We start from the raw sequence: 25,815 nt of genomic DNA, 5'->3' as shown, positions 1-25,815 counted from the left end.
CGGTGCGCCGCGGCCGGGCCCCGCTACGGGGAGAGCCGGCCGCGGCGGCCGTCCGCGCTGAGGTCGGTCAGCGCCTCGGTGAGGATCTCCCGGGCCTCGTCCGCCCGCCCCTGCTCGATCAGCGCGGTGCCGAGCTCGGTCAGCGTCTTGGTCATGCTGTCCGGGCGCCCGATCGCCTCGTAGTGCACCAGCGCCTGCCGGTAGGCCTTCTCGGCGGCCGACCAGCGCTTCAACGCCGCCCGGTCCTGGCCGAGTTCGTGCGCCGTCATGGCCGCCAGCAGGTGCATCAGCGGCGAGGACCAGCGCTCCACCAGCTCCAGCGCGCCCGCCAGCGCGCGGCGGCGGGAGTCCACCGCCTCCTCGGCCCGGCCGAGGTGGCGCAGGCAGGTCGCGGCGCCGCGCAGGGTGACCAGCCGGCCGATCATCGCGGCCCGGTTGTCGACCTCGGCGAAGGCGTCCGCCGCCCGCTGGTAGCTGTCGCTTGCCTCCCGGTAGCGCTGCAGGTGCCGCAGCCCGGAGCCCAGGTAGGTGAGCGCCCAGCCCTGCTGCTCGTGGTCACCCAGACTCCGGGCCAACTCCAGGCCCTCGCCGGCGAGTTCGACGCCGCGCTGGTAGCGGTGCAGACAGGTGACGTACGTCCAGGCCAGGTAGTTCACGTGCACCGCCTCGGCCCGCCGGTCCCCGCTCGCCCGGGCCGAGTCCACCGACAGCTGGAACACCTCGGCCCAGAGGTCCCAGCTCAGCAGGCGGTCGGAGAACCAGTGCATCGCCTCGGCGGTGTCGATCACCTCCCGGTGCCGGCCTTCCCGCTGCGCCCGGTACAGCGCCGCCAGCCACTCCGGGTACTCCTCCTCCAGCCAGCGCGCCGCCTCGGTCAGCGGCACCGACGGATCACCGGCGGTCCTCCCGTGGCCGGCCTCCTCGTGACCGGCCGCCGTGTGGTCCGGGTCGAACCGCAGGCCCCGGGCCGCCGCCTCGCGCAACAGCCAGCTCCCGGCCTCCGTGCGGGCTCCGGCCACCGCCTCGGCCGTCTCGTCGGCGGCCAGCCGCTCGCCCGCGTAGAGCCGCACCAGGTCGTGCAGCCGGTAGCGCTCCGGGGTGGCCGGCTGCACCAGGCCGGCGTCGACCAGCTGCTCCAGGACCAGCTCGGTACGAGTGGCCGACAGCCCCGCGTAGCGGGCCAGCACGGCCGCCGTGAAGTCCTGGCCGACGGTCAACGCGCAACGCCGGAGCACCCGTTGGGACTCGGCGGGCAGCCGGCGGTAGGACAGCTCGAAGGCCGGGCGGACCGCCAGGTCCCCCGTCTCCAGCAGGTCCAGGCGGTTCTCCTCGGCGGCCAGCTGACGCACCAGCTGGGCCACCGGCTGCTGCGGACGGGCGACCAGTCGCTGCCCGGCGATCCGCAGCGCCAGCGGCAGGTAGCCGCACAGCCGGGCCAGTTCGGCGGCGGCGTCCGGCGCGGCCTCGACCCGCTCGGGCCCGGCGATCCGGGCGAGCAGGGCGGCGGCCTCCACCGGGGAGAGCACATCGAGCCGCAACCGGTGCACCGCCTCCAGACCGGACAGGACGTGCCGACTGGTCACGATGGTCACCGCCGGCCCCGAACCGGGCAGCAGCGGACGCACCTGACTCTCGTCGACGGCGTTGTCCAGCACCAGGACCAGCCGGCGCTCGCGCACCAGGGCGCGGAACAGCCCGGCCCGCTCCTCCGTCCCGGCCGGCACCGCGCTGTCCTCCACCCCGAGGGCGCGCAGCACCTGGCCGAGCGCCTCCCGGGCGGGCAGCGGGGTGGCCGCCGTACCGCCGAGGTCGAGCGAGAGCTGACCGTCCGGGAAGTCCTGGGCGAGGGAGTGGGCGGCGTGCAGGGCGAAGGCGGTCTTGCCGAGACCGGGCTGACCGCTGATCAGCACCACCCGGGGGTGGACGGGGTGCCGGTCGGCGGTGAGCGCGGCGAGTTCGGCGAGGGCCTGCTCGCGGGCGGTGAAGTCGGCGAGGTCGCGCGGCAGGGCGAGCGCGCCCGGCGGCGCGGGGTCACCCCCGGGCACCGGGAACGCGGGAGCTGCGGGGGGCGCGGGAGCTGCGGGGGGCTTGGGGCTTCCGGCGGTCTCCGGGACGGCCTCCAACGCGGCTTCCGGTACGGCTTCCGGTACGGCCGGGTGTACGGCCCCGCCCTGCGGCGGCACCTGCCGCACGCCCCGGGGGCGGCCGGACTGCGCGGCCCGCTCCAGGGCGGCGGTCTGCGGGCCGTCCAGCCCCAGCGCGGCGGCCAGCGCCTGGACGGTGCGCCGCTGCGGCCCCCGGGTGCGGCCGCGCTCCATGTCGCCGAGGGCGCGCAGGCTGACCCCGGCTGTCGCGGCCAGGTCCTCCTGGGTCAGGCCCGCCGCCACCCGGTGCCCGGCCAGCAGGTAGCCGAACTCCCCGGTTCCGCTCGCAACCGTCATCTGCCCGCCCCGCCCCTGGTCCGCGCGCACGCGGTTCTGCCGCAGTTTCTGCCGGACAGCGTGCCGGGCAGATCCCCTCAGGCAGAAGTATGCCCCGGCGGAAGTACCGCGCGTACCAGGCCTCCGCCTGCGGGGACGCCCGGGACGCGGCCGCCCGGCGGCCGGCTCCGCCCGCCAGAACCGCCGGTAGTTCCGCCTGCGGCGCTGGTGCGGGAGGCAGTTGTGCGCTGGGACCGTCGTCGACGTTCCCGCCTGCGGGCCGCCGCGCCCCCGGCCGCCGACCGGGACCTGTCCCGCCTCCGCCGCCGGCTCCCCCGTGCGGAGGAGCGGGAACGCGACGGCCCGGCCTCAGACCCGGCCCAGCAGCTCTTCCCGCCGTCTGGCCTCCGCCCCCTCCACGCCGCGGCCGAGTTCGGTCAGCAGGTCGGCGAGCAGCCCGTGCGAGCGGGCCTCCACGGCGGCGTCGCCGACGGTGCGGCCGAGCGCCACGGCGAGCTGGGCCGAGGACAGTGCGGCGTCCCGGCGGCCGAGGGCGTACAGGGCGCGGGCCCGGCCGTGGGTGGCGAGCACCGCCGCCACGCCGCCCGGACGGTCACCGGCGGAACCGGCCGTCCCGGCGGTGGCGAGGCGGACCGCCTCGTCGGCGTGGGCGAGCGCCTTCTCCGGAGCGCCGACCAGCACCAGCGCCTCGGCGAGCCCGGTCAGCGCGCGGACCAGCAGGTGGCCGGCCGTCGGAGTGCGGGCGGCGGTCACCAGGTCGGTGAGCAGCGGCAGTGCCCGGTCGTACTGTCCGGCCCGCACCAGGGCGGCCGCCACCCGGTCACGGCAGTGGTGGCGCAGCAGGGCGTCGGCGGCCCGGTCGGCGGCCGCGACGGCCGCGTCCAGCTGTTCCAGGGCGGTGCGGTGGGCCGCCCGGCGGACGTGCAGGACGGCGAGGTCGGTGCCCAGCCGGGCGAGGGCGGCGTCGTCCCGGTCGGCGTGCGCGGCGCGCAGCCCGATCTCGGCGACGGCCCGCCAGTGCGTCCGGTCCCGGCCGGCGGCCTCGTCCGACCGTTCGTGCAACAGGCTGATCCGGTGGGCGAGTTGCCAGGCGGCGCCGGTGCGGCCGTACTGTTCGGCGCAGAGGACGACGGCGCGCAGGGCGCTCTCCTCCCGGCGGAACCAGGCCGGTGGCCGGGCGGTGGCGGCCCCGTCCGCCTGGTCGCCGCCCCAGGGGGCGGTGAGCTCCAGGTAGTGGGCGATCAGCCGGTCGAGCGCACCGAAGCGCTCGGTGCAGTCCAGCGCGGCGGCCTGCCCGGCGGCGTAGCGGCGGACCAGCTCACGGCGGGCGTAGCGGCCGGGGGTGGTCTCCGCCAGCAGGTGGACGGCGTCGAGGGCGGTCAGCTGGGTACGGACGGCGGCGGGCGGCAGGTCGGCGAGGGCGGCGGCGGTGGCGGTGTCGATCTCCGCGCCGGGGTGCAGCCCCAGCAGGGTGAACAGCCGGGCGGCGGGGGGCGGCAGGGTCCGGTAGGTGCGGTCCAGGGCGGCGGTGACGCCGGTCGGGCCGCATTCGGTGCCGACGCCCGCCAGGGCGGCCAGGCCGGTCTGCTCGTCGGCGAGGTCGGCGGCGAGGTCGGCCGGCGACCAGTCCGGGCGGGCGGCCAGCCGCGCCGCGGCCAGGCGCAGGGCCAGCGGCAGGTGGTCGCAGCGCTCGGCGAGGTCGGTGAGTTCGGCGGCCGTCTCGGGAGCGGCGGCGTGGCGGTCCGGGCCGAGGGCGCGGGCGAGCAGCGCGTGGGCGTCCGCTGCGGCGAGCGGGCCGAGCGGGAGCGCCAGCGCGTCCTCGTGGACCAGCAGGTCGCGCAGCCGGTTGCGGCTGGTGACGACGGTGACCGGGCCCAGGGCGGTGCTCTCCGCCGAGGGCAGGCCGGGCAGCAGCGGGGCGAGCTGCCGGTAGCAGGCGGCGTCGTCCAGCAGGATCAGGATCCGGCGGTCGGCGAGGAGTTCGCGGTAGTGGGCCGCGCGCTCGGCGGGATCGGCGGGGACGGCCCCGGGGGCGATGCCGAGGTCCGTGAGGAAGCCGGCCAGGACGTCGGCGGGCTCGCGCGGGCCGTTCGGGTCGGTGCCGCGCAGGTCGGCGCGCAGCACGCCCTCGGGGAAGCGCTGCGCCGCCCAGTGCTGGACCAGCGACGTCTTGCCCACCCCGGCCGGGCCGGTGACCAGGATCGGGCGGCCGGTCCGGGCGGCCACGGCCAGTGCCTCGTGCAGCCGGGCGAGTTCGGCGGTGCGGCCGATGAAGCGCCGGTCGGGCGCCGCGTGGCGCGCCAGCTGCTCACCCGCCAGCCGTAGCTCCGGCCCCGGCGGACCGACCAGCCGGGCCACCGCGTGGTCGTAGCGGGCCCGTGCCTCCGGCCCGCGCCCGGCCTGCTCCAGGCACTGGACCAGCCGGGCGGTCAGCGGCTGCCGGCTGGGGTGGGCGTCGGCCGCCTCGGTCAGCTCGGCCACCAGTTCGCCGCCGCGACCGGCCAGCACCAGTTCCTGCGCCAGCCGGTCCAGGGCGCGCAGCCGCAGGTCGGTCAGGTACGGGAGGGTGCGTTCGCGCAGCAGGGCGGACCCGCAGTCGACCAGCGCCGGCCCGCGCCACAGGTCGAGGGCCGCGCGCAGCAGCGGGACGGCCGCGGCGTGCGCCCCCACCCCGGCGACGGTCTCCGGCAGCAGGAGGCCCGCCCGGTCGCAGAGCGCGCCGAACCGCACCAGGTCCACCCGGTCCGCGTCGCCCTCCAGGACGTACCCGCCGCCGCGGGTGCCCAGGACCAGCCGGGGATCGTCCAACTGCTGCCGCAGTGCGGCCACATGGCCCTGCAGGGCGGCCCGCGCGGTCGGCGGCGCGGTGCCGTCCCAGACCAGCTCGATCAGCTCCTCGGCGCCCACCGGCTGGTTCAGCCGGGCGGCCAGCGCCCCCAGCAGGGCGCGCCGCTTCGGGGCCGAGGGCGTGACCTCGGTGCCGTCGGCCCGCCGGACCACCATCGGCCCGAGCAGCTCGATCTCCATGCTTCCCTTCCCCCGTGCCACGGGCGTCGGGCCCGTCCCGGGCCCGGCTTCGAACTCCCGCCTGCGGGCCGACGCTCCCCGGTGCCCCCGACGCCGCCCCGTCCGTCCGCCCGGGCGGACGGACGGGAGTGCGAAGACGGTCCCTAGGAGAGGACGACGGGCCGAGGCCCGGCGGTTCAGCTGACGGACTCGCCGGCCGTCCGCCGCGGGCGCTCCGCCTGCTCGGACCAGACCGGCGGCGTCCTGACGTCCGGGCCGTCCAGGACCAGCACGTCGAACGGCGCGTAGTCGTCCGCCCGGTCCCGGGCGGTGAAGCCGGCCGCGGACAGGACCGCGATCACCGCCGCCGCCATCGCCGTGTGGATCCCGCCGGCCTGCCGGGCCGCCGCGGTCGGCTCCCCGCCCCGCTCCAGGTCCGCCGTCGCCCTGCACCGCAGCCGGGGACTGAGGTGCCAGCTCACCAGCACCTCCGGCTCCTCGCCGAAGTGCTGGTTCCAGGTGCTCACCCGGACCTCCGCGCCGACGGCCAGCGCCGCGTCCAGGCCCGGGGCCACCACTGGCAGCCCGGCGGCGGCGAGTTCGTCGCGGACCCGCTGGGCCAGCCGCTCGAACCGGGCGTTCACGTGTCTCCCGTGAGTCTCGTCCATGCCCGCACGCTACCGGGACGGCCCGACCGCCCGCAGGCGACCGCCCCCTCGGGCTCCGCCCCGGCGGGCAACCGTCCCCCCGCCCCGGCCGGCTCCCCACCGCCGACGAACGCCCGCACACCGGCCGGACACGTGTGCGCACCACCCCGCAGCACCCGCCCCTTCGGCCGCCGCACCGACAACGCCCCCGCCCACCCGAGCCCCACCCACCACACCACTGCGCCCCCGCAGGCAACCATCCCCCACCCCGACGGACTCTCTACCCACGGCGGCCCCACCGACGACCACCGTCCGGATAGGGGCAGGACACGTGTGCGCACTACACTGCTCCACCCCGCAGGCCGCCGACGGTTCTCGGGTGCGGCGAGGTGGGGGTACTGGTGCGGATTCGGCTGCTCGGGCCGGTGGAACTGCAGGTCGCGACGGGCGGTCTGGCCACCCTGGCGGGGGCGCAGCGGCGGGCGGTGCTGGCGCTGCCGGCGCTGCGGCTGGGCCAGGTCGTGACCATGGACCAGTTCTGCGAGCTGCTGTGGGGCGAGCGTCCGCCCGCCAGTGCCCGGGCGGCGGTGCAGGGGCACGTGGCGGCGCTGCGCAAGGTGCTGGCGGACTCCCCGTTCGAGCTGCACACCCGGGCCTGCGGCTACCTGCTGAGCGGGCCGGCCGAGGAGGTGGACGCGCTGCGGTTCGCCCGGCTGGCCGGGCTGGCCGGGGAGTGCGCCGAGCGCGAGGCCGACGGGGAGGCGATCGCGCTGCTGGAGGAGGCGTTGCAGCTGTGGCGCGGCGAGGCCCTGGCGGACCTGCCGGACACCCCGCTGCGGGCCGCCACGGTGAACCACCTGAAGCAGTCCTCCACCGCCGCGCTGCTCCACTGGGCCGGGCTGCGGCTGCGGCAGGGCACGGGGGCGGCGGCGGTGGCGGTGCTGGAGCAGAACGTGCGGCGGGACGGCCTGCGCGAGGAGCTGGTGGCCCTGCTGATGCGCTGCCTGCACCAGGCCGGACGGCCCGCGGACGCGCTGAACGCCTTCCACCGGACCAGGCTGCGGCTGGACCGCGAGTTGGGCATTCGCCCCGGACCGGCGCTGCGGGCCGCGTTCGCCGAGGTGCTGGCGGACGACCGGCCGGAGGCGGTGCAGGTGACCGCCGCCCCGGCGCCCGCTCCCCCGGTCGCCGTACCGTTCCAGCGGGCCCCCCGCCAGCTGCCCCGCCAACGCGTCGCGCTGATCGGCCGCACCGCCGAGACGCGGTGGCTGGACCGCGCCTGCGCCGCCGACCGGGCCACCGACGGACCGGCCCTGGTGGTCGGCCCGGCCGGCAGCGGGAAGAGCACCCTGGTCACCGCCTGGGCCCACCGGGCCGCCGACCGCTTCCCGGACGGCCTGCTGTACGCGGACCTGCGCGGCCTCGACCCGGCCGGCCCGGCCGACCCGGGGGCCGTCCTCGGCCGGTTCCTGCGCGCCCTCGGCGTCCCGGACGACGCGCTGCCCGCCGACCGGGCCGGCCGCGCCGCGCGCTACCGCGAACGCACCAGGGGCCGCCGGCTGCTGGTGGTCCTGGACGACGCCGCCGACGCCGACCAGCTCGCCGACCTGCTGCCCGAGGGGCCGGACTGCGCCGCCGTGGTGACCGCCCGCGGCTCCCTGGAGAAGCTGGTCGCCACCGACGACGCCACCCTGCTGCGGCTGACCGCGCTGCCCGAGGACGACGCCCTGGCCCTGCTGGAGCACCTGCTGACGCCCGGGCGGGTGGCCGCCGAGCCGGCGGCGGCCGCCGAACTCGTCCGCCTCTGCGAGCACCTGCCGCTGGCCCTGCGGCTCGCCGCCGCCCGGCTGGCCGCCCACCCGGGCTGGACGGTCGCCGACCTGGTCGCCGAACTCGCGGACGAGCACACCCGGCTGGCCGCCCTGGAGGTCGACGGTGACACCGGCCTGCGCCAGGAGCTGTTGCTGACGTGCCGTCAACTACCGCACGAGGCAGCCGAACTGCTCGCCCTGCTGGCCGTCCACCCCGGCCGCGAGGTGGACGGTCTGGCCGCCGCCGCGCTGCTCGGCACCGACGCCGCGACCGCCCACCGGGCGCTGGGCGACCTGGCCTCCCGCCACCTGCTCACCGGCGCCGCCCCCGGCCGCTACCACCGCACCGACCTGGTCCGGCTGTTCTCCGCCGACCTGCTCGCCGAGCGGTCCGAACAGCACCGGGAGCAGGCCCGCACCCGTCTGCTGGACCACTACCAGGCCGCGCTGCAGCACTGCGGCCGCTACCTCGACCCCGGCCAGGAGGACACCGGGGCGCCCGACCGGCCGGGCCGGCCCGTCCCGCCCGCCGCGGACATCCGCACCGCGCTCGACTGGTTCCGCGCCGAGGAGCCCGCCGTCCGGGCACTGATCGAGGAGAGCGCCGCCACCCGCCCCGACCGGGCCTGGCGGCTCGCCCTGACCACCGGTTCGCTCTACTACGGCGCCAGCCGCTTCACCGACTGGCTGGCCCGCGCCGAGACCGGCCTGGCGGCCGCCGAGCGCTGCGCCGACCCGGTCGCGGCGGCCTTCCTGCACAACTGCCGGGCGCAGGCGCTGGTCGGCCTGGAGCGCCGCCACGAGGCCGCCGCGGCGGCCCGTCAGGGGGTGGCCGCCGCCGAGTCCGCCGAGGGGCCCGCCGCCGACTCGGCGCGCGTCCGCGCGCTGGCCACCCTGGGACTGGTCACGGCGATGCTCGGGGACGGCGCCACGGCGCGGCGGCTGACGGCGGACGCGACCGCGCTCGCCGTCGACTCGGGCAACCGGAACCGGCTGGTCGACGCCCTGGTCCACCAGGGCTGGGTGAGCCTGGCGACCGGTGACCCGGCGAACGCCCGGCTCCACTCCCGGGAGGCCCGGGAACTGCTGCCGCCCCGCCCGGTCACCCAGGTGCACCTGTGGTCACTGCTGACCGAGGCCCAGGCCCTGCCGCCGACCGTCCGGGACGAGGCCGCGAACCTCGCCTGGCACCGGCTGCTGGCCGCCTGCGAGGAGGCCGGCCTGCTCTACCTGCACGCCGTCACCGAGCACTCCTACGCGGCCCACCTGGTGGCCCGGGGCCGCACGCCGGAGGTGCGCGCGCGGCTGGCCTCGGCGCTGGAGCGGTTCCGGCGGCACGACCGGCTGGCGGGCCGGCGCAGCGAGTTCACCGCCGGGCTGGAGGCCTCGCTCAGCCTGCGCGCCGACGCCGGGCCGGCCGCCGACGACCGGCCGCACGCCGGCGCCCCGCACGCCGGCGACCCGCGCGACAGCGGCCGGGCACTCAGTTGGTGACCGGCGCGTACCCGTGCTCCGCCGCCAGGACCGGCCGCAGCGCCCGGACGGCGTAGAAGTTCCGGGACTTGACCGTCCCCGGCGGCACCCCCAGCTCGACCGAGGCCTCCAGCACCGAACGGTCCTTCAGGTGCAGCTCGACCAGCACCTCGCGGTGGTGCTTCTGCACCCGCCGCAGCGCCAGCGCGATGTCCCGGGCGACCAGCACCTGCTCGTACGGGTCGTCGGCGACCGGCCGGTCCTCCACCGGCTCGCCGAAGACCTCCTTGGCGCGGGCGGCGGCCATCCGGTAGTGGTCGATCGCGATCCGCCGGGCGACGGTGAACAGCCAGGGGCGGCTGTGCTCCGGGCCGGCCGCGAGCGCCGCCGGGTTCTGCCAGGCGCGCAGCAGGGTCTCCTGGAGGATGTCCTCGGCCTTGCCGTGGTCGCCGCGGGTGGCCCGTAGCAGGGCGCGCAGCAGGTAACCCCCGTGCAGCCGGTGGATCTCGGCCAGGGAGTCGGGGTCGAGGGTCGGTCGGGCCGGGGCCGGCTCCGGGGTCGCCGCGGGGACGGCCGGGGGGCCCGCGGGCGGCTGGACTACGGGCGTGGGCTGAGCGACGGACTGCATCGACACGCGCTACCTCTCAGGTCGGGCAAGGGCACATGGCAGGGCTTCCGCCGGACATCCCCCGTGGCGGTTCACCCCAGCCTGCCGGGCGCCGCCAAGGACCTGCCAACGATCCGCCAACGCCCCGCCCCGCCGCGCCGGGCACCCGCCCCGTCGACGGGTGCCGCACCCGGTCCCTGCCCAGCCCCCGCTCAGTCCCAGCTCAGTCCCCGTTCAGTCCCCGTTCAGCGCCCGCACCAGCTCCTGCACCCCGTCCTCGCCCCGGTGCTCGATCAGCACCGCGACCCACCCCGCCAGCCGCTCCCGCTGCGCCACCGTCCACCCCGGCGCCGACGGGTGCTCGTCCACCACCAGCGCCCGTGCCAGCCCCAGCAGCCCCGGCGTCGGCTCCGGCCGGCACCCCCGATCCGGCAGTACCCCCAGCGCCAGCCGCCGGGCGACCGCCGTCACCTCGGCCGCACTGCCCGCCGGCACCGCCAGCCCGGACGGCCCCGGCAGCACCGGCGCGCCCATCCGCACCAGCGCCGCGACGTACGCCCGCAGCTCCGGCCCGTCCGCTTCCATCCCGTGTTCCTCCCGTTCCGTCCCGCTCAACGTTGCGCCCGCCGAACGGGGTTCAGCCGCAGCCCGCGGGTGGCCGCCCCGTCAGTACGGGTACGGCCGGAAACCGCCGACCACGACCACCGATGCGACCGTCCCGTCCGCCGCCCGGCCGAGCCAGACCACATTGTCGTAGTCCGCCGTGAAGGTCACGAGGTCGGCCCCGAATCCGTCGTGGCGCACCCGCTCGAACCGGCCTGCGCCCAGCTCCTCCCTGGGCTGTGCCAGGTCGGTGCCGTCGCGCAGGTCCTGCTGGAACTGCCGGAACGGAAGGGTCAGTTCCTCCCAGGCCGTGGCGTCGGCGAAACACGCCACGGGGATGTCGGACACCGGGAAGCGGAACCGCCGACCCGGACGGAGGAACTCAAGGTCCTCGCCCACCCCGAGGGCGTTCTCCCAGGCGACCACCGGCGCCTCGGTCACGCGCAGCCGTACAGCGGCCACCTCGCAATCCTCCCCGTCCCCGTAGGACGCGGGTACCCACGCGGCCTCCACCCGGTAGCTGCCGGACGGGATCCGCTCGGCCAACTCCCGCCCCTCCGGCGTGTTCAGTTCGTAGTCGTCATCCGGCCACGGCGTGCTCACCACCAGCCGTCCGCTGGGCACCCGGATCGTGGTCACCTCCGTCACCTCGACCGTCTGGACGACCGTCAGCGGGTCGCTCCCCCGCACCCCCAGACCCTCGCCGGGGACGAAGACCGCCTCCAGCAGCGCCCGTTCATCCTGATCCGCCGCCAGGCGGGCATGTGTCGTGTGCGTCATGGCGGGAGCGTAGCGAGCGCCGCCGACAGTGGCGGGCCGGCCGGGGGCGGGTGCCCCCGGCCGGCCGTGGGTGCCGGGCGGGCCCTACTTCTTCGTCTGCGCCACCGGGGTCTGGTACGGGTGGTGGTGGGTGCCGCCGACGTGCAGTTCCTCGTCGGGCTTGGCGGCGAGCTTGGGCAGCACGTGGGTGCCGAACGGGTCGGTGACGGTCACGGTGGTGCCGGTGCGGCGCACCTCGTGCGGCGAGCCGATCGCATAGGAGGCGAGGGCGAGCCCGGTGCTCGGGGTCGGACTGGCGCTGGTGGTGGTGCCGAAGAGGGCGTTGGCGACGGTGAGGCTGGTCGGCGCCGTGCCGAGGGTGGTGTAGGCGGACTGTTCGCCGGCGTAGCCGCTGCCGAAGGCGGCGCCGCCGGTCACGGTGGTGCCGGTGGGCACGGTGACCGGCACGCTGGTGCCGGCCGGGCCCTGGACGGTGACCACGCCACCCTGGACGTAGCCGCTGACGGTGCCGGCGTTCCGGGTCTGCTGCCAGGTGGCCTGCTGCCGGAGGGTGGTGCCGGCGTCGGTGAGGGTCTGGTTGACCATCGGGGTGTCGGCCGTGTACCAACCGCGGTAGGTGGACAGGATGTTCGTCAGGGTCTGCAGGGCGAGCCGGTCGTCGGTCAGGTTCGACTGGTGCATGAAGAACGGCCGGGGGTCGTTGCCGAGCACGTACCCGAGGGTGATCCTCACCTGCATCGGCAGCACGTAGTCCGCCCAGCCGACGTTCAGGTCCAGCGGCGGGATGCAGGTGGTGGTGGCCGGGTTGGCCTCGCAGTTGCCGCTGCCGCCGTTGGCCTTGGAGGTGTAGAGCCAGTTGTACTCGCTCACCTCGTCGGACTCGGTGGAGACGTTGTAGAAGACGTTGACCGGGTGGCGGGGCACGCCGAGCGCCGAGGCGATCTGCCGCTGGCCGGTCTCCCGGGAGGCGTCCACGCCGAGCCACTGGATGTTGTTCTGGCTGAGGGCGGCGAGGAAGTTCGGGTTGTCGTTGGGCTGCTGCGGCAGCATCACCGTGCCGGAGTGCTCGCCGGCGACCAGTTCGCCCGGCCGGAACGGCAGCCCGTTGGCCTGGCCGAACTGGATGTTCTGCTGGATCTGGCTGTTGACGGTGGCCTGGTCGACGTACTGGGTGGCGCCGGTGGAGTCGGTCTGGCACTTCCACGGGATCACGGTGAAGTTCTGCACGCAGCCCAGGAACGGGTGCTGGTAGGTGTGGTCGAGCCACATGAAGCTGTTCTTGTTCGCCAGCAGGGCGGTGGTCAGCGGGTCGGTGCCGCCGTCGGCCTCCGCGTAGTCCAGGCTGGGGCCGCCGTTGAACAGGAAGTCCAGGGTGTAGTCGTTCTGCTGCTCCCAGGCGACGGTGGCGGTGACGTCCGCGGGTGTCATCCGGATCGCGGTGGTCGCCGGGACGCTGCCGACGCAGTCGCCCTCGCCGGGGGTGCAGTGACCGCTCTGGCTCCACCGGGAGTTGGCGTTGAAGAGGTCGTCGATGTGGGCGGAGAAGTAGTTGCGCCAGTAGCCGAGGTGGACGCCCTTGGTGACCCAGTCCACGATGCCGTGTGCCAGCAGCCGGAACTGCTGCTGGTAGGAGTTGTAGGCGAAGGTCAGCACCAGCTGCTGGCGGCCGCCGGAGGTGTACACCCCGGCGAGGGTGCCCTGGGTGCCGGTGCCGGGGATGGTCTCGGTCAGGTACGGCTCGAAGTGCGAGCCGGTGGCCGGGTTGTCGGGCAGCGGGGTGGGCAGGTAGCCGTACGATCCGCTGCCGCCGGCGGTGCCCTCGAAGGTCACCGGGCCGTTGAGGTAGTGGAAGGCGTCGGCCCGGGCGGAGGCGGTCGCGGTGGCGGTGGTGGCGTCCATCGAGCCGGACCAGGTGGGCGCGTTGAGGCCGGTGCCGGCGCCGGGCCAGACGTAGGCGTCCACCTGGCGGACCTGGTAGGTCTGCTCGTACCCGCTCAGCGTGCCGAGTTCGGCCGCGGAGAGCTGGGCCGGCGCGTCGTTGGGCAGCACGACGCCCTCGAAGTGCCCGTGCGGGGTGCCGTCGGCCAGGGTGTCGGCCAGGAAGCCGGCGGTGATGGTGGCACGGCTGGTGCTGGTCAGGTCGATGACGGTGGTCGGCACGCCCTCGGCGGAGAGCTGCTGCCGGATGCCCTCGACCCAGGGGTTGCCGTCGGTGACCACCAGGACGTTCAGGTCCACCCGCGAGGTCGTCGCGGAGGCGGGTACGACGGTGGCCAACCCGATCACCGCGGTGGCGACGGCCAGCGCGACGACGGGGAGGAAGCGGAAGGCTTTCACGCGAAAGCCCCCTGCGGTATTGCGGTGAGTCGACTCATGGCAGCCGATAATGCCCGCTCTGATCGGCCCCGCGCAGCCGCCTGGGAACAGGATTTACCAAGGGCTGGGGAATTGCTGACGATAGACCTCCCGGGGGCTGGCTCCAGGTCAATGTCCGTAGCGTGAACGGAATTTGATGAAAACCTGAACAAGTGGCTCTGACCGGCGGTGATGCCCTTCCGATCACCCTCCCCGGGGCTGCTGCCCCCCGGTTCTGGCGGGCGCCTGACAATACCCGCCGGCGCACGCCGACCGGGCTTTTCCGCAACCACCTCCGGAATACCGGCCAGGTCACATTCGGGCACTCCGCGCGAAGGCCCGTCCACCCGGCCGCCGGCGCCGCCGGGTGGCACACGGACGAGGCCCCGCCATCAGGACCCCGTCAGCGGTGCGTCAGCAGTGCGTCAATCCAGGCGTGGGCACGGGCGGACCGGCGCAAGCTGGGGGGCGTACCTGCAGGTCCGCAGGTCCTTCCGGAGGTGATCCGCATGTCCGTCGTCGCTGCGTTCCATTCCGTCGTCCCCGACGTGCGCCACCGGGGCCACGGGCTGCGCGCCGCGTTCGCGCAGGTGCTGGAGCGGCTGTCCGCCAGCCCGCTGGACAACTCCGTCCTGGGGGCGATGGGCGCGCCGCGCTCGACCGCCCGCCCGGCCGGGCTGCACGCCCACTGGCACCCCGTCACCCGCGAGGACGGGGCTGCCGCACTCGAGGCCGACTGGCACCCCGGCTGCTGAGCGCGAGCGCCGTCAACGGGCCTCCCGGGGGCGGCGGTCGGCGGACGACCTCGGGCCCGACGCCACGCGAGCGGTCGGGCCCGAGGTCCTTGCCCTGTCGCGCCCACAACCGATAGACACGACTCCGGCACTGTGCGTGACATCCGGAGGCCCAGCCATGAGCGTGACGAATCGGTACCGGGACGCCTGGGAGGGCTTCTGGGGCGAGGCCCCCGAGGCGCCCGGCTCGGTGATCTGGGATGCCGAGCCGGCCCTCACCGCGGAGCGCCACCTCGCCCTGTTCGCGCCCTACTTGAGCGAGCCCCGGCTGCCCGTGGTCGACCTGGGCTGCGGCAACGGCCGGCAGACCCGCTTCCTCGCCGAGCACTTCCCCCGGGCCGTCGGGGTCGACCTCTCCGACACCGCCGTCGGGCTCGCCCGGCGCCAGGACCGGTCGGGCCAGGCCGAGTTCGCCCAGCTGGACGCCACCGACCCGGCCGCCGTCCGGGCCCTGCACGAGCGCCTGGGCGACGCCGACGTGTATGTGCGCGGGGTGATCCACCAGAGCGACCCGGCCGACCGCGGCCCGGTCGCCGAGGCCGTCGCCACCCTGCTCGGGTCGCGCGGCCGGGCCTTCGTCGTCGAACTGGCCGAGGCCGCCAAGGCCGTCCTGCGGGAGCTCGCCCAGTCCCCGGCCGGGCCGCCCGCCAAGCTGCGCCCGGTCTTCGCCCACGGCCTCGCCCCCGCCGAGGTGGCCGACGCGGCCTTCGACGGGCTGTTCCGCTCGGCCGGCCTCACCGTCCTGACCTCCGGCGAACTGCCGCTGTCCCTGACCGAGTTCACCCCGGACGGCGAGCGGATCGAGCTGCCGGCCTGGTGGCTGGTGGTCGGCCCGGACGGGCGGGAGCCGGCGCCGCGCTGAACCCGTTGACGCGGCGGGCTCGTTCGAGGAGTGTCGGGTCAAGTCGTCACAGCCGCGCGCGGAGCAGAGGGAGCCGGTCCATGGGCATCGCACGTCGTGATCTTCTCAGGTGGGGCGCCGGGGCCGGTGGTGCGGCCGCGGTCGGGAGCCTCTTCGGGGTGCCATCCGCCGCCCGGGCGTCGGGCACCTCGACCACCCCGGGCGGGCTGGCGACGGACAGTTGGATGGGCCGGCTGGACGGGAACCTGTCCCTGCTCGACCTCACCGTCCCCGGCACCCACGACTCCTGCTGCCAGAACCCCTGGTACGGCACCGAGTGGTCGCACACCCAGAACTGGGGCCTGCCCCAGCAGTTGCAGGAGGGCGTCCGCTTCCTGGACATCCGCTGCAACGGCCTGGAGGGGGCGCCCGACGAACTGGGGATCTACCACGCCGACGCCTACCAGCACCTCCGGCTCCAGGACGTGCTCGACCAGTGCCGGTCCTTCCTCCAGGCGCACCCGGGCGAGACGGTCCTGATGCGGCTGAGGAACGAGCACGCCGGCGGCCAGGCCCTGGACGACACGGAGTTCCAGCGGCGGGTGAACCACTACCTGGACGACCTGGGCTACCGCGCCCTGTTCCACCTCTACGGCTGGCCCACCCTGGGCGCGGCCCGCGGCAAGGTCGTGCTGATCGCCGACTTCGCCAACCCGTGGGGCCTGATCGGCTGGTCCAGCGGCCAGAACGACTGGTTCGACACCCAGGACGTCTGGCAGATCAGCGGACTCGACCCGCTGGGCGAGAAGGGCCGGGACATCGTCGCCCAGTTCGACAAGGCCTTCCTCAATCCGACCTACCCGAGGATGTTCGTGAACTTCCTCAGCTACGCCGGCGGCTACTGGCCCAAGACCAGCTCCCAGACCCTGATGGACCGCGCCGTCTACCCGTACCTGAACGCCCGCACCGGGCAGCGGGCCCGGTTCGGCATCGTGCCGATGGACTTCCCGGACTTCCATGTGAACGTGCTGCAGATGCTCATCGACAAGAACTTCGTCTAGCGGCCCCGGAGGGCCCCGGCCGCCGGGGCCCTCCGGGGGCGGCTCAGGAGGTCGGGGCGGCTCAGGAGGTCGGGGTCGCGCTCGGGGTGGCGCTCGCCGGATCCGGGGTGGGCGGGACCAGGACGCTCGCGCCGCCGGCGGGGTCGGTGACGAGTCCGGTGCAGCCGTCGCCGTCCTGCTGGTGGCCGCAGACCCGCAGGGTGGTGTCGGGCGCGGCGGCGTCGACCATCATCGAGTAGTTGTCGAAGCCCCAGTGGATCAGGGCGGTCTCCTGCCCGCCGGCGCCGGTGGTGATGGTGGCGGTGTCCCCGGGGGCGCCGTCGGTGATCCCCGCCCAGGCGGCCCGGCAGCGGGGGCTGTAGTGGACGTACAGGACGACCTTGCCGATGTTGCCGGTCAGCAGGGTGCGGTCGTCGGCCTCGCACCCCATGGCCGCCGGGTCCTTGCCGGCGCAGCCGAGGCCCTGGCAGAGCCGGGCGGGCAGCGCGCTGGTGCTCACCGCGGTCGCGGTCGGGGTGGTGGCCGGACGCCCGGCGGTCGCCGCCGCGGCGCTGCTGTCGCCGCCGCGGCCGTGCACGTAGAGGCCCGCGACCAGGACGAGCACCGCGACGGCGGCGACGGCGATCAGGGTCTGCGGCCGGCGCCACCCGGCGAGGCGTGCGGCCACCGGCAGCGCGGCGGGGACGGGCAGCGGGAAGGGGACGGGCTTGGCGGCGGACGCGGACGCGGACGCCGGTGCGGCTACGGGTGCGGGCGGGGAGGCAGGCGCGGGCCCGGTCGACTCGCTCGCGTCGCGGGCGGCCTCGGCCTGCCGCAACAGGGAGGTCAGCAGCACGGCGTCGCAGTCCACCGCGGCGATCAGGCCGTCCAGTGCCTGGGAGGTGATCAGACGCTTGCCGTTCAGCCAGCGTTCCCAGGAGGCCTTGCTGAGGTAGGTCCGCTTGCCGAGTTCGGCGAGCGAGATCCGGTGCGCGTCCTTGACCGCTCGCAGCTCCTCGGCGAGACGCCGGGCGGGCTCCGAGAGGTCGTCAGGGAGCGGCTTCCAGGACTGACTCATCGTGGGGGGCACCTCTGGCGGGTCGGCGGCAGACAAGAACTCATCTTCTTTAGGATGATCAGTTTAGTCGCGTTCTCCCCTCCGCCCCCGCCAGTTTCCCACCGCGCCCACACGATCGTCTCAACCGTCTCCACCCTGGCGTCCCAACTCCCAGCTCAGAGGCCTGGTGACGAGGCGCATCGTCTCAGAACCTTCGGAGACGGTCGAACATCGAGGCACGATCGCGCAGAGTTGGCCGCGCCGGGTGCCCTGAAGTCAACACCGGGTCTGGTCCGGGCAAAGACCTCGTAGAAGTCGAAGCAGACGAGGGCGCCCCGGTGCAACGGGACTCACGCACCACAACGGTCATCTCAGAGGAAGTTCGGGGAGAACCTCATGGGCCGCCACCACGCGTCCGGAATCACATCACCATCACCTGCCGACCGGCTCGCCGACGAGTTGCAGTCGCTGAAGAACCTGTCCGGCCTCACCTACGTCCGGCTCAGTGAACGCACCCACTACGCGAAGTCCTCGTGGGAGCGCTGGGTGAACGGGAAGCAGTTCCCCCCGCGGGACGCGGTGCAGAGCATCGCGTCCGTCTGCGGGGGCGATGTCGAGCACCTGCTGGAGCTCTGGCACCTCGCGGAGAGCCGGCGCGTCACGCTCCTCACCCCGGGCACCCCCGCGCCCGGCGTCGAGGCGCCCGGCACCGGCCCGGCCGACGGGCCCGTCGGGGGCGGGTCGCCGGAGAGCGGGCCGACCGAGAACGGCCAGACCGAGAGCGGGCCGCCGGCGATCGGGCCGACCGAGAGCGGGCCGACCGAGGAAGCGCACGCCGAGTGCCCGCACCGCCGGGAGGCCGCCCTGCTGCGGGGGTTGGCCCTGGTCTCGCTGGCACTCGGCGCGGGCGGGGTCCTGGCCGCCGCCGGCCGCCGGGGCCTGCGCCGAGAGGTCTGACCGACCGCCGCAGCAGCGGCACAGGTACACGGCACCACGAACAAGGACAGCGGCACCGCGCCCCGTGGGGAGGGCGCGGTGCCGCTCTCGGTGGGCGCTCGCCGCTACGCGACGCCGTCCTGCCACCACCAGAAGCCGGAGCCGTAGTTGGAGTGCTCGATCCGGCTGTCCACGTGCTGCCAGGAGACGGTGTGGGTCTCCAGGCCGGAGAAGCCGCAGGTCTCGGCGATCCGGTAGACGTCGAGCGTCGACAGGCCGGAGACCGCGGTGTCGGCCGCCACCCCGTAGGTGTGCATGGAGTTGCCCGCCCCGCCCACCGAGGCGTTGTACGCGGTGCTGCGGAAGCCGGAGTTGATGGTGACCGCGCGGTCGCCGGCCTTCTTCCGCAGGGCCTCCAGCTTGTACATGGTGCGGCGGACGTTCTCCTTGACCTCGTCGGCACCGACGTTGCCGCCGCCGAAGCCCGAGCCGTCGTGGCTGGTGAACTCGGACCAGTTGAAGTGCGCGGTGGAACCGTCCGACTTCTCCAGCGAGTTGAGCACGCCGAAGGTCTGCGGGCCGGCCACGCCGTCCGCGCTCAGCCCGTAGGCGGCCTGGAACCGGCGCACCGCGGCCGCGGTGCCGGGGCCGAACGAGCCGTCCACGGACACGTAGGTCTGCGAGGCGGAGTCCGCCGCCCAGCCCGCGACGCGGATCTGCAGCTCGACCACGGCCGAGCCGGAGGAGCCCTGGCCGAGGTTGCCGGACCAGCCGTAGGCGGCCGCGGGGCGGGCGAACCCGATGTTGGCGACCGCGGCGAGCCCGGCGGCGGCCACGGCGCCGGTGCCGTAGCGCAGGAGGGCGCGGCGGTCGAGGGAAGAGCTGTTCACAACGTGCTCCTTCGAGGAGTCGGCACGGGAAGACGCCGAACAGGGCGGTACGGGAGGCCCGTCAGGCCCTGTGAGGGGCCGTCAGAGCACCCTGGAAGGCCGATGGCGCCGGCCCCCGTCAGTACCAGTTGTGGGCCTGCCAGAAGCTCCAGGCCGAGCACGGGTCGCCGTAGCGGCTCGCGATGTAGTCCAGGCCCCACTGGAGCTGGGTGGCCGGGTTGGTCTGCCAGTCGGAGCCGGCACTGGCCATCTTGTCGCCCGGCAGCGACTGCGGGATGCCGTACGCCCCGGACGACGGGTTGGTGGCGTACACCTTCCAGCCGCTCTCGTGGACGTAGATCTGGTCCAGGCAGCCGAACTGGCCGCTCACGCTCCAGCCGTGGCTGGGGAACTTCCACTGGGCGGTGATCTGCACCGTCCGGGCGACGCCCATCGCGTTCATGGTGGCCGGGCCGGCGATGCCGTCGTTGCTCAGGTTGTGCGCGTGCTGCCAGTTGCTGACGGCGCTGGTCGTGCCCGAGCCGTAGGCGCCGTCCGCGCCCGAGCCGGCCACCCGCTGGACCTCGGCGACCTTGTTGTGCAGGGCGAGTTCGGTGCGGGCGCCGTAGACGCCGTCCTCGTCGAGGCCGTTGTCGTGCTGGAAGCTGCGGACGGCGGCGGTGGTCTGCGGCCCGTAGTTGCCGTCGACGCCGCTGCTCGCCAGGTAGCCGATGCCCACCAGGTTGCGCTGGATCCAGGTGGTGGCGTCGAGTGCCTGCGCCTGCGCGGGCAGCAGGGCCAGTGCGACGAAGGCCAGTACGGCCGCGGCGAGTGCGCGCAGGGCCGAGGTTTTCTTCACGGTCTTCCCATCCCCTCCGGTGCCTGTCGGGTGATCAGTTGGTGCCGCCCACTCTCGGGGGCGGTCGGCCGTCCCGCCAGCAGATCGGCGAGACCGGGGACGTCCCGGGCACTCCGGGGACGCCCGGGACGGCGGTGAGACGGGCCTGAGACGTGGCGGGGACGGCTCCGGGACGGCCCGGCGGGGCGCCGGCGCGGTACCGGGCCGGGTGCGGGTTGCGGGGTGCGGGCCTGGTACCGGCGGGGTGCGGGCCGGGTGCCGGAACCGCCGGTGACCGGCCCGCTCCGTACGGGCGGGACCGGTCACCGGCGCGAAGGCCAGGCGAGCAGCCGGCTCCAGGTGCGGGCGTCCACCACGCCGTCGGCCGGCAGCCCGGCCGAGGACTGGAAGGACGTCACCCCGGCCTGGGTGCCGGGGCCGAACGCCCCGTCCACGCGGTGGTTCAGGTCCGCCCGGGGCGGTTCAGGCCCGCCGCACCCGGACGCCGGACTCGGCGATCGCCTGCTCCTGGGCGTCCGGGAGCCCCGCGTCGGTCACCAGGTCGTGGACATCGGTGAGCGGGCAGATCGAGGCGAAGGTGACCCGGCCGACCTTGGTGCGGTCGGCGAGCACCACGGTGTGGGCGCTGCTGCGCAGGAAGGCCCGGTCGGTCTGGGCCTCCATCTCGTCGTGGGTGGTGCAGCCCTGCCGCACCGTCAGCCCGTCGACGCCGATGAAGGCGAGGTCGAGGTGGTACTGGTCGAGCATCCGCTCGGCGGCCGGGCCGACCAGTTCGTAGCTCGCCGAGCGGGCCAGGCCGCCGATCACGACCAGCCGGACCTCGGGGCGGACGATCAGCTCGGCGGCGATGTTGACGGCGTTGGTGACCACGGTGAGGTTGCCGCGCTCGGCCAGCACCCTGGCCAGTTCGGTGGTGGTGGTGCCGCCGGTCAGGCCGACCACCGCGCCGTCCGGCACCAGTTCGGCGGCGGCCCGGGCGATCCGGCGCTTCTCCTCCTGCTGCTGGTCGCCCCGGTGCCGCAGCGGGATCTCCAGGTTGACGGCCCCGGTCACCGCGCCGCCGCGGGTGCGCTGCAGCAGTCCCTGGTCCTGCAGTTCCTGCAGGTCCCGGCGCACGGTCGCGTCCGACACCCCGAGCAGTTCGGAGAGCGTCCGCACGTCCGCGCTCCCCGCCTCGGCGATGTGCGACACGATCCTGGCGGCGCGATCAGCTTTGAGCATGGACGGAGTGTAGTTCAGCCCCGGTCGACGGTCGTACGAGCAGCTCCGAGCAGCGGACCGCTCATCGCGGGAGGCGGGAGAGGGGTTCGCGGGAGAGCGGTTCAGCGGGACTCAGCGGGGCTCAGCGGGGCTCAGAGAGGCTCGGGGGGTCAGGGGGCGACGGCGGCCGGGTCGACCCGCCGCGGCGCGGTCAGGACGCCGAGCAGCCGGGCCACCTCCCGGGTCACCGCCTCGCGGCCGTCGCCCAGGTACGCCCGGGTGTCGACCAGTGCGGGGTCGGCGGCGAGGCGGCGGCGGACCGCCTCGGTGAAGGCCTTGTTGAGGTGGGTGGCAATGTTGATCTTCGTCATGCCGTGGGCGACGGCCGCCGCCAGCGCGTCCTCCGCGACCCCGGAGGAGCCGTGCAGCACCAGCGGCACCGGCACCGCCGCCCGCAGCTCGGCGATCAGGCCGAGGTCCAGGGCGGCGGTGCGGGTCAGCATGGCGTGCGAGGTGCCGACGGCCACGGCCAGCGCGTCGACCCCGGTCCGCGCCACGAATCCGGCGGCCTCCGACGGATCCGTCCTGGCCCCCGGGGCGTGCACGCCGTCCTTCCCGCCGACCTCGCCCAACTCGGCCTCCACCCACACCCCCTCGTCGTGGCACACCCGGGCCACCTCGGCGGTGGCGCGCACGTTCCGCTCGTACGGCAGCACCGACGCGTCGAACATCACCGAGCCGAAGCCCAGCCGGAGCGCCTGCTCCACCAGGGACCGCTCGGTGGCGTGGTCCAGGTGGACCGCCACCGGCACGGCCGCGGCCCGGGCCACCGCCAGCGTCGCGGTGCCGATCGGTGCCAGGCCGCCGTGGTAGCGCACCGCGTTCTGGCTGATCTGCAGCACCACCGGCGCCCCGGCCGCCTCCGCCCCGGCGACGATCGCCTCGGCGTGCTCCAGCTGGATGACGTTGAACGCTCCGACGCCGTGGCCGCCGCGCAGCGCGGGCCCGACGATCTCTCCGGTTCCGACGAGGGTCACGGTTCTCCTTGGGGCTGTGCCGACTGGGGCGGTGCCGACTGGGGCGGTGCCGACTGCGGCTTTACGGACTGGAGCTGTGCGGACCGGAGCCGCGTCGACCGCGGTGCCGGCGGCTCGGCCCGCTCCGGGTCGAGCCGCTCGATCCGGACCAGGCCGAGCAGCCGCCGGTAGGCCTCGGCGTCGTAGCGGCCGGCCTGCGGGGCGAGCACGGTGGCCGCGGACAGCGCCACCGCCTGCCGCAGCCGCTCGGGCCAGGGCGTCCCGTCCGCCAGGCCGACGGCGAGCGCGGCGACCGCCGAATCGCCCGCCCCGGTCGGATTGCCGGAGAGCGCCTCGGGCGGGCGGGCCCGCCAGGTGCCCTCGGCCGTGCCGGCGAGCAGGCCGTCCGGGCCGAGCGAGGCCACCACCGCACCGGCCCCGGCCGCGCGCAGCCGCTCGACGCCCCGCACCGGGTCCTCGGTGCCGGTGGCCGCGGCGAGTTCGGGCGCGTTGGGCTTCACCACGGCCGGCCCGGCGGGCAGGGCCCGCAGCAGCGCCGGCCCGTCCGCGTCGAGCACGGCCGGCACTCCGTGGGAGCGGGCCAGTTCGATCAGGACGGCGTAGGCGTCCGGAGGCAGTCCGGGCGGCAGGCTGCCGGAGAGCACGGCGACCGAGGTGCCGGGCAGCAGCCGCTCGTAGTGGGCCAGGAAACGCCGCCACTCGGGCGCCGTGACGGGGGGTCCGGGCTCCAGGAAGACGGTGGTGTCCCGGTCGTCCGCGACCGCGACGGTGCGGCGGGTCTCCCCCGCGACCTCGACCAGTTCGTCGTGCAGCCCGGCGGCGGCGAGGTCCGCCCGCAGGGCGTGGCCGCTCGGTCCGCCGGCCAGGCCGGTGACGATCGCGGTGCGGCCGAGCGCGGCGAGCACCCGGGCGACGTTGACGCCCTTGCCGCCGGCCTGCCGGCGGACGCTCGCCACCCGGTTGACGGCGTGCTCGCGGACGGCGTCGAGCCGGTAGGTGAGGTCCAGCGCGGGGTTGAGCGTCACCGTGAGGATCACCGGCGACCGCCGCCGGGCTCCGGCGGGTGCGCCCCGGGACGACCGGTCACGGCTGGTCCAGCACGATCGAGCGGGTGAGGTGGCGCGGCCGGTCGGGGTCGAGGCCGCGCCGGACGGCGAGGCCGACGGCCAGGCGCTGGACCCGGACCAGTTCGGCCAGCGGGTCCAGCCGCGGCACGCTGACCGCCGCCCCGGTCGCCTCGGCCTGCTGGACCAGCCCGGCGGGCGGGGCGTCGAGGAACCACACCAGGCCTTCCGGGCCGCTGACGCTGATCGGGCCGTGGCGGTACTCCATGGCCGGGTAGGACTCGGTCCAGGAGGCGGAGGCCTCCCGGACCTTGAGCGCGGCCTCGTTCGCCACCCCGCAGCCCCAGCCCGTCCCGAGGAAGGTGAACTGCCGCGCCTCCAGGGCTCCTCGGGGCAGCGGGGCGTCGATCGCCGTACGGGCCTGGGCGGGCAGGTCCGCCGGTGCGGCGCCCAGGTGGGCGCGCAGCAGCGCGAGGGCGGTGGTGGCGAACCTGGTCTGGACGACGGACCGCTCGTCGGCGAACTCCAGCGGCACCAGGTGGCGGGCGGCGGCGCCGATCGGGGTGCGCGGGTCGGCGGTGATCGCCACCGTCTCGGTCGCGCCCAGCGCGGCGAGGGCGTCGAGCACCTCGGTGGTGGTGCCGGAGCGGGAGAGCGCGACGACCCGGTCGTAGCGGCGCCCGGCCGGGAACTCGGAGGCTGCGAAGGCGTCGGTCTCGCCGAGTCCGAGGGATTCGCGCAGCGCCGCGTAGGCCTGGGCGATGTAGAGCGAGGTGCCGCAGCCGAGGACGGCCACCCGTTCGCCGGGATCGGGCAGGTGGCGCGGGGTCAGTTCCAGGGCGCGCTGCCAGCATTCGGGCTGGCTGGCGATCTCTTCGTCGACGTGGGCCATCAGGTCCTCCTGCGCGGGACTGCACGATCGTGCGTGAAGATGCTCGATTTATAGTCCAGTTCTCGCACAGTGCGCAATAGTGCGCATCCTCGATCACCTTCGAGCAGCCCGTCCGCCCCGAACCCGCCCCGCCGACCGGGGCACCCCCTCTGCCGCCGAACTGCCCGACCCCGCAAAGGAGTGGTGAAGATCATCACCCTATTCACCGATCCGAGCTATTCCGGCGCTTCGATGTATCCGGCGGTGGCTAAGCTCACCGTTCTGTGACCGAACGTCAGACAAGCCCAACAGTCCTGGAAACCGCCGACGTCGTCATCCTCGGCGCCGGACCGGCCGGACTCACCCTCGGAAACCTCCTCCACGCCGCCGGGGTCGACTGCGTCGTCCTCGAACGCGCCGACCGCACCCACGTCCAGACCAGGGCCCGGGCCGGCTTCCTCGCCGCCAACACCGTCCGCGTCCTGGACCGCCACGGCCTCGCCGAGGGCCTGCGCCGGCACGGCCGGCCGCACGGCGTCTGCGAGTTCCGCACCGAGGACGGCAGCTTCCGGCTCGACTACGGCGCCCTCGGCCGCCGCGAGCAGCACACCGTCTACCCCCAGCAGGACCTGGTCACCGACCTGCTGACCCACTACCTGGACGCCGGCGGCCGGATCGCCTTCGAGACCGAGGCCCAGTCCGTCCAGGAGGCCGCCGGCCCGCGCCCCACCGTCACCGTCCGCGACGCCGAGGGCCGCCCCGGCCGGTGGTCGGCCCGGTACGTGGCCGGCTGCGACGGCCGCCACGGCGCCGCCCGCCGCTCCCTGCCCGCCGGCACCCGCCGGTACCACCGCGACCACGGCGTCAGCTGGCTCGGCCTGCTCGCCGAGGCGCCCCCGAGCATGGACGCCGTCGGCTACGCGATGCACCCCGCCGGCTTCGCCGGCCACATGGCCCGCACCGCCGACATCACCCGCTACTACCTCCAGTACGAGCGCGGCACCCCGGCCGACGCCTGGCCGGAGGAACGGATCCGGGCCGAACTCGACCTGCGGATGCGCACCGCCGAACACGGGCCGCTGCACCACGGCCGGATCGTCCAACGCACCGTCATCGACCTGGAGTCCGACGTGATCGAGCCGCTGCGGCACGGCTCGCTGCTGCTCGCCGGGGACGCCGCGAGCCTGCCCGCCCCCGCCGCCGCCAAGGGCGCCAACCTCGCCGTCCTGGAGGCCGAACTCCTCGCCGAGGCACTGATCGAGGACCTCGCCCACGGCGACTCCCGGGCGCTCGACCGGTACTCCGCGCGCTGCCTCGCCCACATATGGCGGGCCCAGGACTTCGCCCACTGGATGATCCAGTTCCTGCACTCCCCCGCCGGACCGGACGGGGAATCGTTCTTCCACGAATCCATGCGGCGCTCGCGCGTCGAATCCCTGCGCACCTCACGCACCCACCAGGACTGGTTCGCCGAGAACTACGTCGGCATCTGACCGGCCCGCCCACCGGAACGAGGACTCCTCC

21 protein-coding genes are annotated in these 25,815 nt (G+C 75.3%); 6 read left to right on the top strand and 15 right to left on the bottom strand.

Annotated elements, in window-relative coordinates:
• Positions 1-23 precede the first annotated feature (23 nt).
• From ACZ3YL_RS16325 to ACZ3YL_RS16315, 3 genes are all read right to left on the bottom strand, one after another.
• Positions 24-2,441 carry an ATP-binding protein gene (locus ACZ3YL_RS16325; protein WP_465657936.1) on the bottom strand — a complete coding sequence of 806 codons (2,418 nt, stop codon included), beginning with the start codon at positions 2,439-2,441 and terminating at the stop codon, positions 24-26.
• Positions 2,442-2,789: 348 nt separating this feature from the next.
• Positions 2,790-5,468 carry an AfsR/SARP family transcriptional regulator gene (locus tag ACZ3YL_RS16320; RefSeq protein WP_465657934.1) on the bottom strand — a complete coding sequence of 893 codons (2,679 nt, stop codon included), beginning with the start codon at positions 5,466-5,468 and terminating at the stop codon, positions 2,790-2,792.
• Between the two features lie 176 nt (positions 5,469-5,644).
• Positions 5,645-6,115 (bottom strand): hypothetical protein, encoded by a 471-nt coding sequence (locus ACZ3YL_RS16315; protein ID WP_188307550.1) that lies wholly within the window; start codon positions 6,113-6,115, stop codon positions 5,645-5,647.
• Between the two features lie 380 nt (positions 6,116-6,495).
• Between ACZ3YL_RS16315 and ACZ3YL_RS16310 the strand changes: the two genes are divergently transcribed.
• Positions 6,496-9,399, top strand: coding sequence for an AfsR/SARP family transcriptional regulator (locus tag ACZ3YL_RS16310; RefSeq protein ID WP_465657932.1), 2,904 nt, complete (start codon positions 6,496-6,498; stop codon positions 9,397-9,399).
• On the opposite strand, the gene ACZ3YL_RS16305 is transcribed toward ACZ3YL_RS16310, so the two are convergent.
• The 4 genes from ACZ3YL_RS16305 to ACZ3YL_RS16290 form a co-directional block, all read right to left on the bottom strand.
• A complete protein-coding gene (locus ACZ3YL_RS16305; RefSeq protein ID WP_188306695.1) occupies positions 9,389-10,006 on the bottom strand; it encodes a sigma-70 family RNA polymerase sigma factor in 618 nt (205 codons plus the stop codon). The genes ACZ3YL_RS16310 and ACZ3YL_RS16305 overlap by 11 nt on opposite strands.
• 213 nt (positions 10,007-10,219) lie before the next feature.
• Entirely contained in the window at positions 10,220-10,570 is a 351-nt protein-coding gene (locus ACZ3YL_RS16300) for a hypothetical protein (RefSeq protein WP_465657930.1), read from the bottom strand.
• An 81-nt stretch (positions 10,571-10,651) separates the two neighbouring features.
• Positions 10,652-11,368 carry a DUF4241 domain-containing protein gene (locus ACZ3YL_RS16295; RefSeq protein WP_465657927.1) on the bottom strand — a complete coding sequence of 239 codons (717 nt, stop codon included), beginning with the start codon at positions 11,366-11,368 and terminating at the stop codon, positions 10,652-10,654.
• 84 nt (positions 11,369-11,452) lie between these two features.
• Complete coding sequence (locus ACZ3YL_RS16290) at positions 11,453-13,705, bottom strand: hypothetical protein (RefSeq protein WP_465657925.1); 2,253 nt, start codon at positions 13,703-13,705, stop codon at positions 11,453-11,455.
• Between the two features lie 527 nt (positions 13,706-14,232).
• Between ACZ3YL_RS16290 and ACZ3YL_RS16285 the strand changes: the two genes are divergently transcribed.
• The 3 genes from ACZ3YL_RS16285 to ACZ3YL_RS16275 all read left to right on the top strand — a co-directional run bounded on the left by ACZ3YL_RS16285 (position 14,233) and on the right by ACZ3YL_RS16275 (position 16,419).
• Positions 14,233-14,478, top strand: coding sequence for a hypothetical protein (locus ACZ3YL_RS16285; protein WP_465657923.1), 246 nt, complete (start codon positions 14,233-14,235; stop codon positions 14,476-14,478).
• A gap of 157 nt (positions 14,479-14,635) precedes the next feature.
• Positions 14,636-15,379 (top strand): class I SAM-dependent methyltransferase, encoded by a 744-nt coding sequence (locus tag ACZ3YL_RS16280; protein ID WP_465657921.1) that lies wholly within the window; start codon positions 14,636-14,638, stop codon positions 15,377-15,379.
• Positions 15,380-15,459: 80 nt separating this feature from the next.
• Positions 15,460-16,419 (top strand): phosphatidylinositol-specific phospholipase C, encoded by a 960-nt coding sequence (locus ACZ3YL_RS16275; protein WP_465657918.1) that lies wholly within the window; start codon positions 15,460-15,462, stop codon positions 16,417-16,419.
• A 61-nt stretch (positions 16,420-16,480) separates the two neighbouring features.
• On the opposite strand, the gene ACZ3YL_RS16270 is transcribed toward ACZ3YL_RS16275, so the two are convergent.
• Positions 16,481-17,476: a DUF2690 domain-containing protein gene (locus tag ACZ3YL_RS16270; protein WP_465657914.1), complete on the bottom strand. Its 996-nt coding sequence runs from the start codon at positions 17,474-17,476 to the stop codon at positions 16,481-16,483.
• Positions 17,477-17,851: 375 nt separating this feature from the next.
• Here ACZ3YL_RS16270 and ACZ3YL_RS16265 point away from each other — a divergent pair, with 375 nt between their 5' ends.
• A complete protein-coding gene (locus tag ACZ3YL_RS16265) occupies positions 17,852-18,412 on the top strand; it encodes a helix-turn-helix domain-containing protein (RefSeq protein ID WP_465657910.1) in 561 nt (186 codons plus the stop codon).
• A gap of 104 nt (positions 18,413-18,516) precedes the next feature.
• On the opposite strand, the gene ACZ3YL_RS16260 is transcribed toward ACZ3YL_RS16265, so the two are convergent.
• The 7 genes from ACZ3YL_RS16260 to ACZ3YL_RS16230 all read right to left on the bottom strand — a co-directional run bounded on the left by ACZ3YL_RS16260 (position 18,517) and on the right by ACZ3YL_RS16230 (position 24,312).
• The gene (locus tag ACZ3YL_RS16260; protein ID WP_188307273.1) at positions 18,517-19,281 is read right to left on the bottom strand and encodes a D-Ala-D-Ala carboxypeptidase family metallohydrolase; all 765 of its coding nucleotides are present in this window, start codon (positions 19,279-19,281) and stop codon (positions 18,517-18,519) included.
• A 118-nt stretch (positions 19,282-19,399) separates the two neighbouring features.
• Positions 19,400-20,119: a peptidoglycan-binding domain-containing protein gene (locus ACZ3YL_RS16255; RefSeq protein ID WP_188307272.1), complete on the bottom strand. Its 720-nt coding sequence runs from the start codon at positions 20,117-20,119 to the stop codon at positions 19,400-19,402.
• Positions 20,120-20,421: 302 nt separating this feature from the next.
• On the bottom strand, positions 20,422-20,553 hold the full coding sequence (locus ACZ3YL_RS16250) for a peptidoglycan-binding domain-containing protein (protein WP_317621274.1): 132 nt from the start codon (positions 20,551-20,553) through the stop codon (positions 20,422-20,424).
• A 28-nt stretch (positions 20,554-20,581) separates the two neighbouring features.
• Positions 20,582-21,340 (bottom strand): DeoR/GlpR family DNA-binding transcription regulator, encoded by a 759-nt coding sequence (locus ACZ3YL_RS16245; RefSeq protein ID WP_188307271.1) that lies wholly within the window; start codon positions 21,338-21,340, stop codon positions 20,582-20,584.
• 149 nt (positions 21,341-21,489) lie between these two features.
• The gene (locus ACZ3YL_RS16240; RefSeq protein WP_188307270.1) at positions 21,490-22,356 is read right to left on the bottom strand and encodes a class II fructose-bisphosphate aldolase; all 867 of its coding nucleotides are present in this window, start codon (positions 22,354-22,356) and stop codon (positions 21,490-21,492) included.
• Positions 22,353-23,393 (bottom strand): 1-phosphofructokinase family hexose kinase, encoded by a 1,041-nt coding sequence (locus tag ACZ3YL_RS16235; RefSeq protein WP_465657903.1) that lies wholly within the window; start codon positions 23,391-23,393, stop codon positions 22,353-22,355. Before ACZ3YL_RS16235 ends, ACZ3YL_RS16240 begins: the two co-directional genes overlap by 4 nt.
• A gap of 46 nt (positions 23,394-23,439) precedes the next feature.
• On the bottom strand, positions 23,440-24,312 hold the full coding sequence (locus ACZ3YL_RS16230) for an SIS domain-containing protein (RefSeq protein ID WP_188306827.1): 873 nt from the start codon (positions 24,310-24,312) through the stop codon (positions 23,440-23,442).
• Positions 24,313-24,575: 263 nt separating this feature from the next.
• On the opposite strand from ACZ3YL_RS16230, the gene ACZ3YL_RS16225 reads away from it, so the two are divergent.
• A complete protein-coding gene (locus tag ACZ3YL_RS16225; RefSeq protein ID WP_465657898.1) occupies positions 24,576-25,784 on the top strand; it encodes a 4-hydroxybenzoate 3-monooxygenase in 1,209 nt (402 codons plus the stop codon).
• Positions 25,785-25,815: the final 31 nt, after the last annotated feature.

Source organism: Kitasatospora sp. NPDC023176 (assembly GCF_055560495.1).
This window is presented reverse-complemented; position numbering and strand designations above follow the sequence as displayed.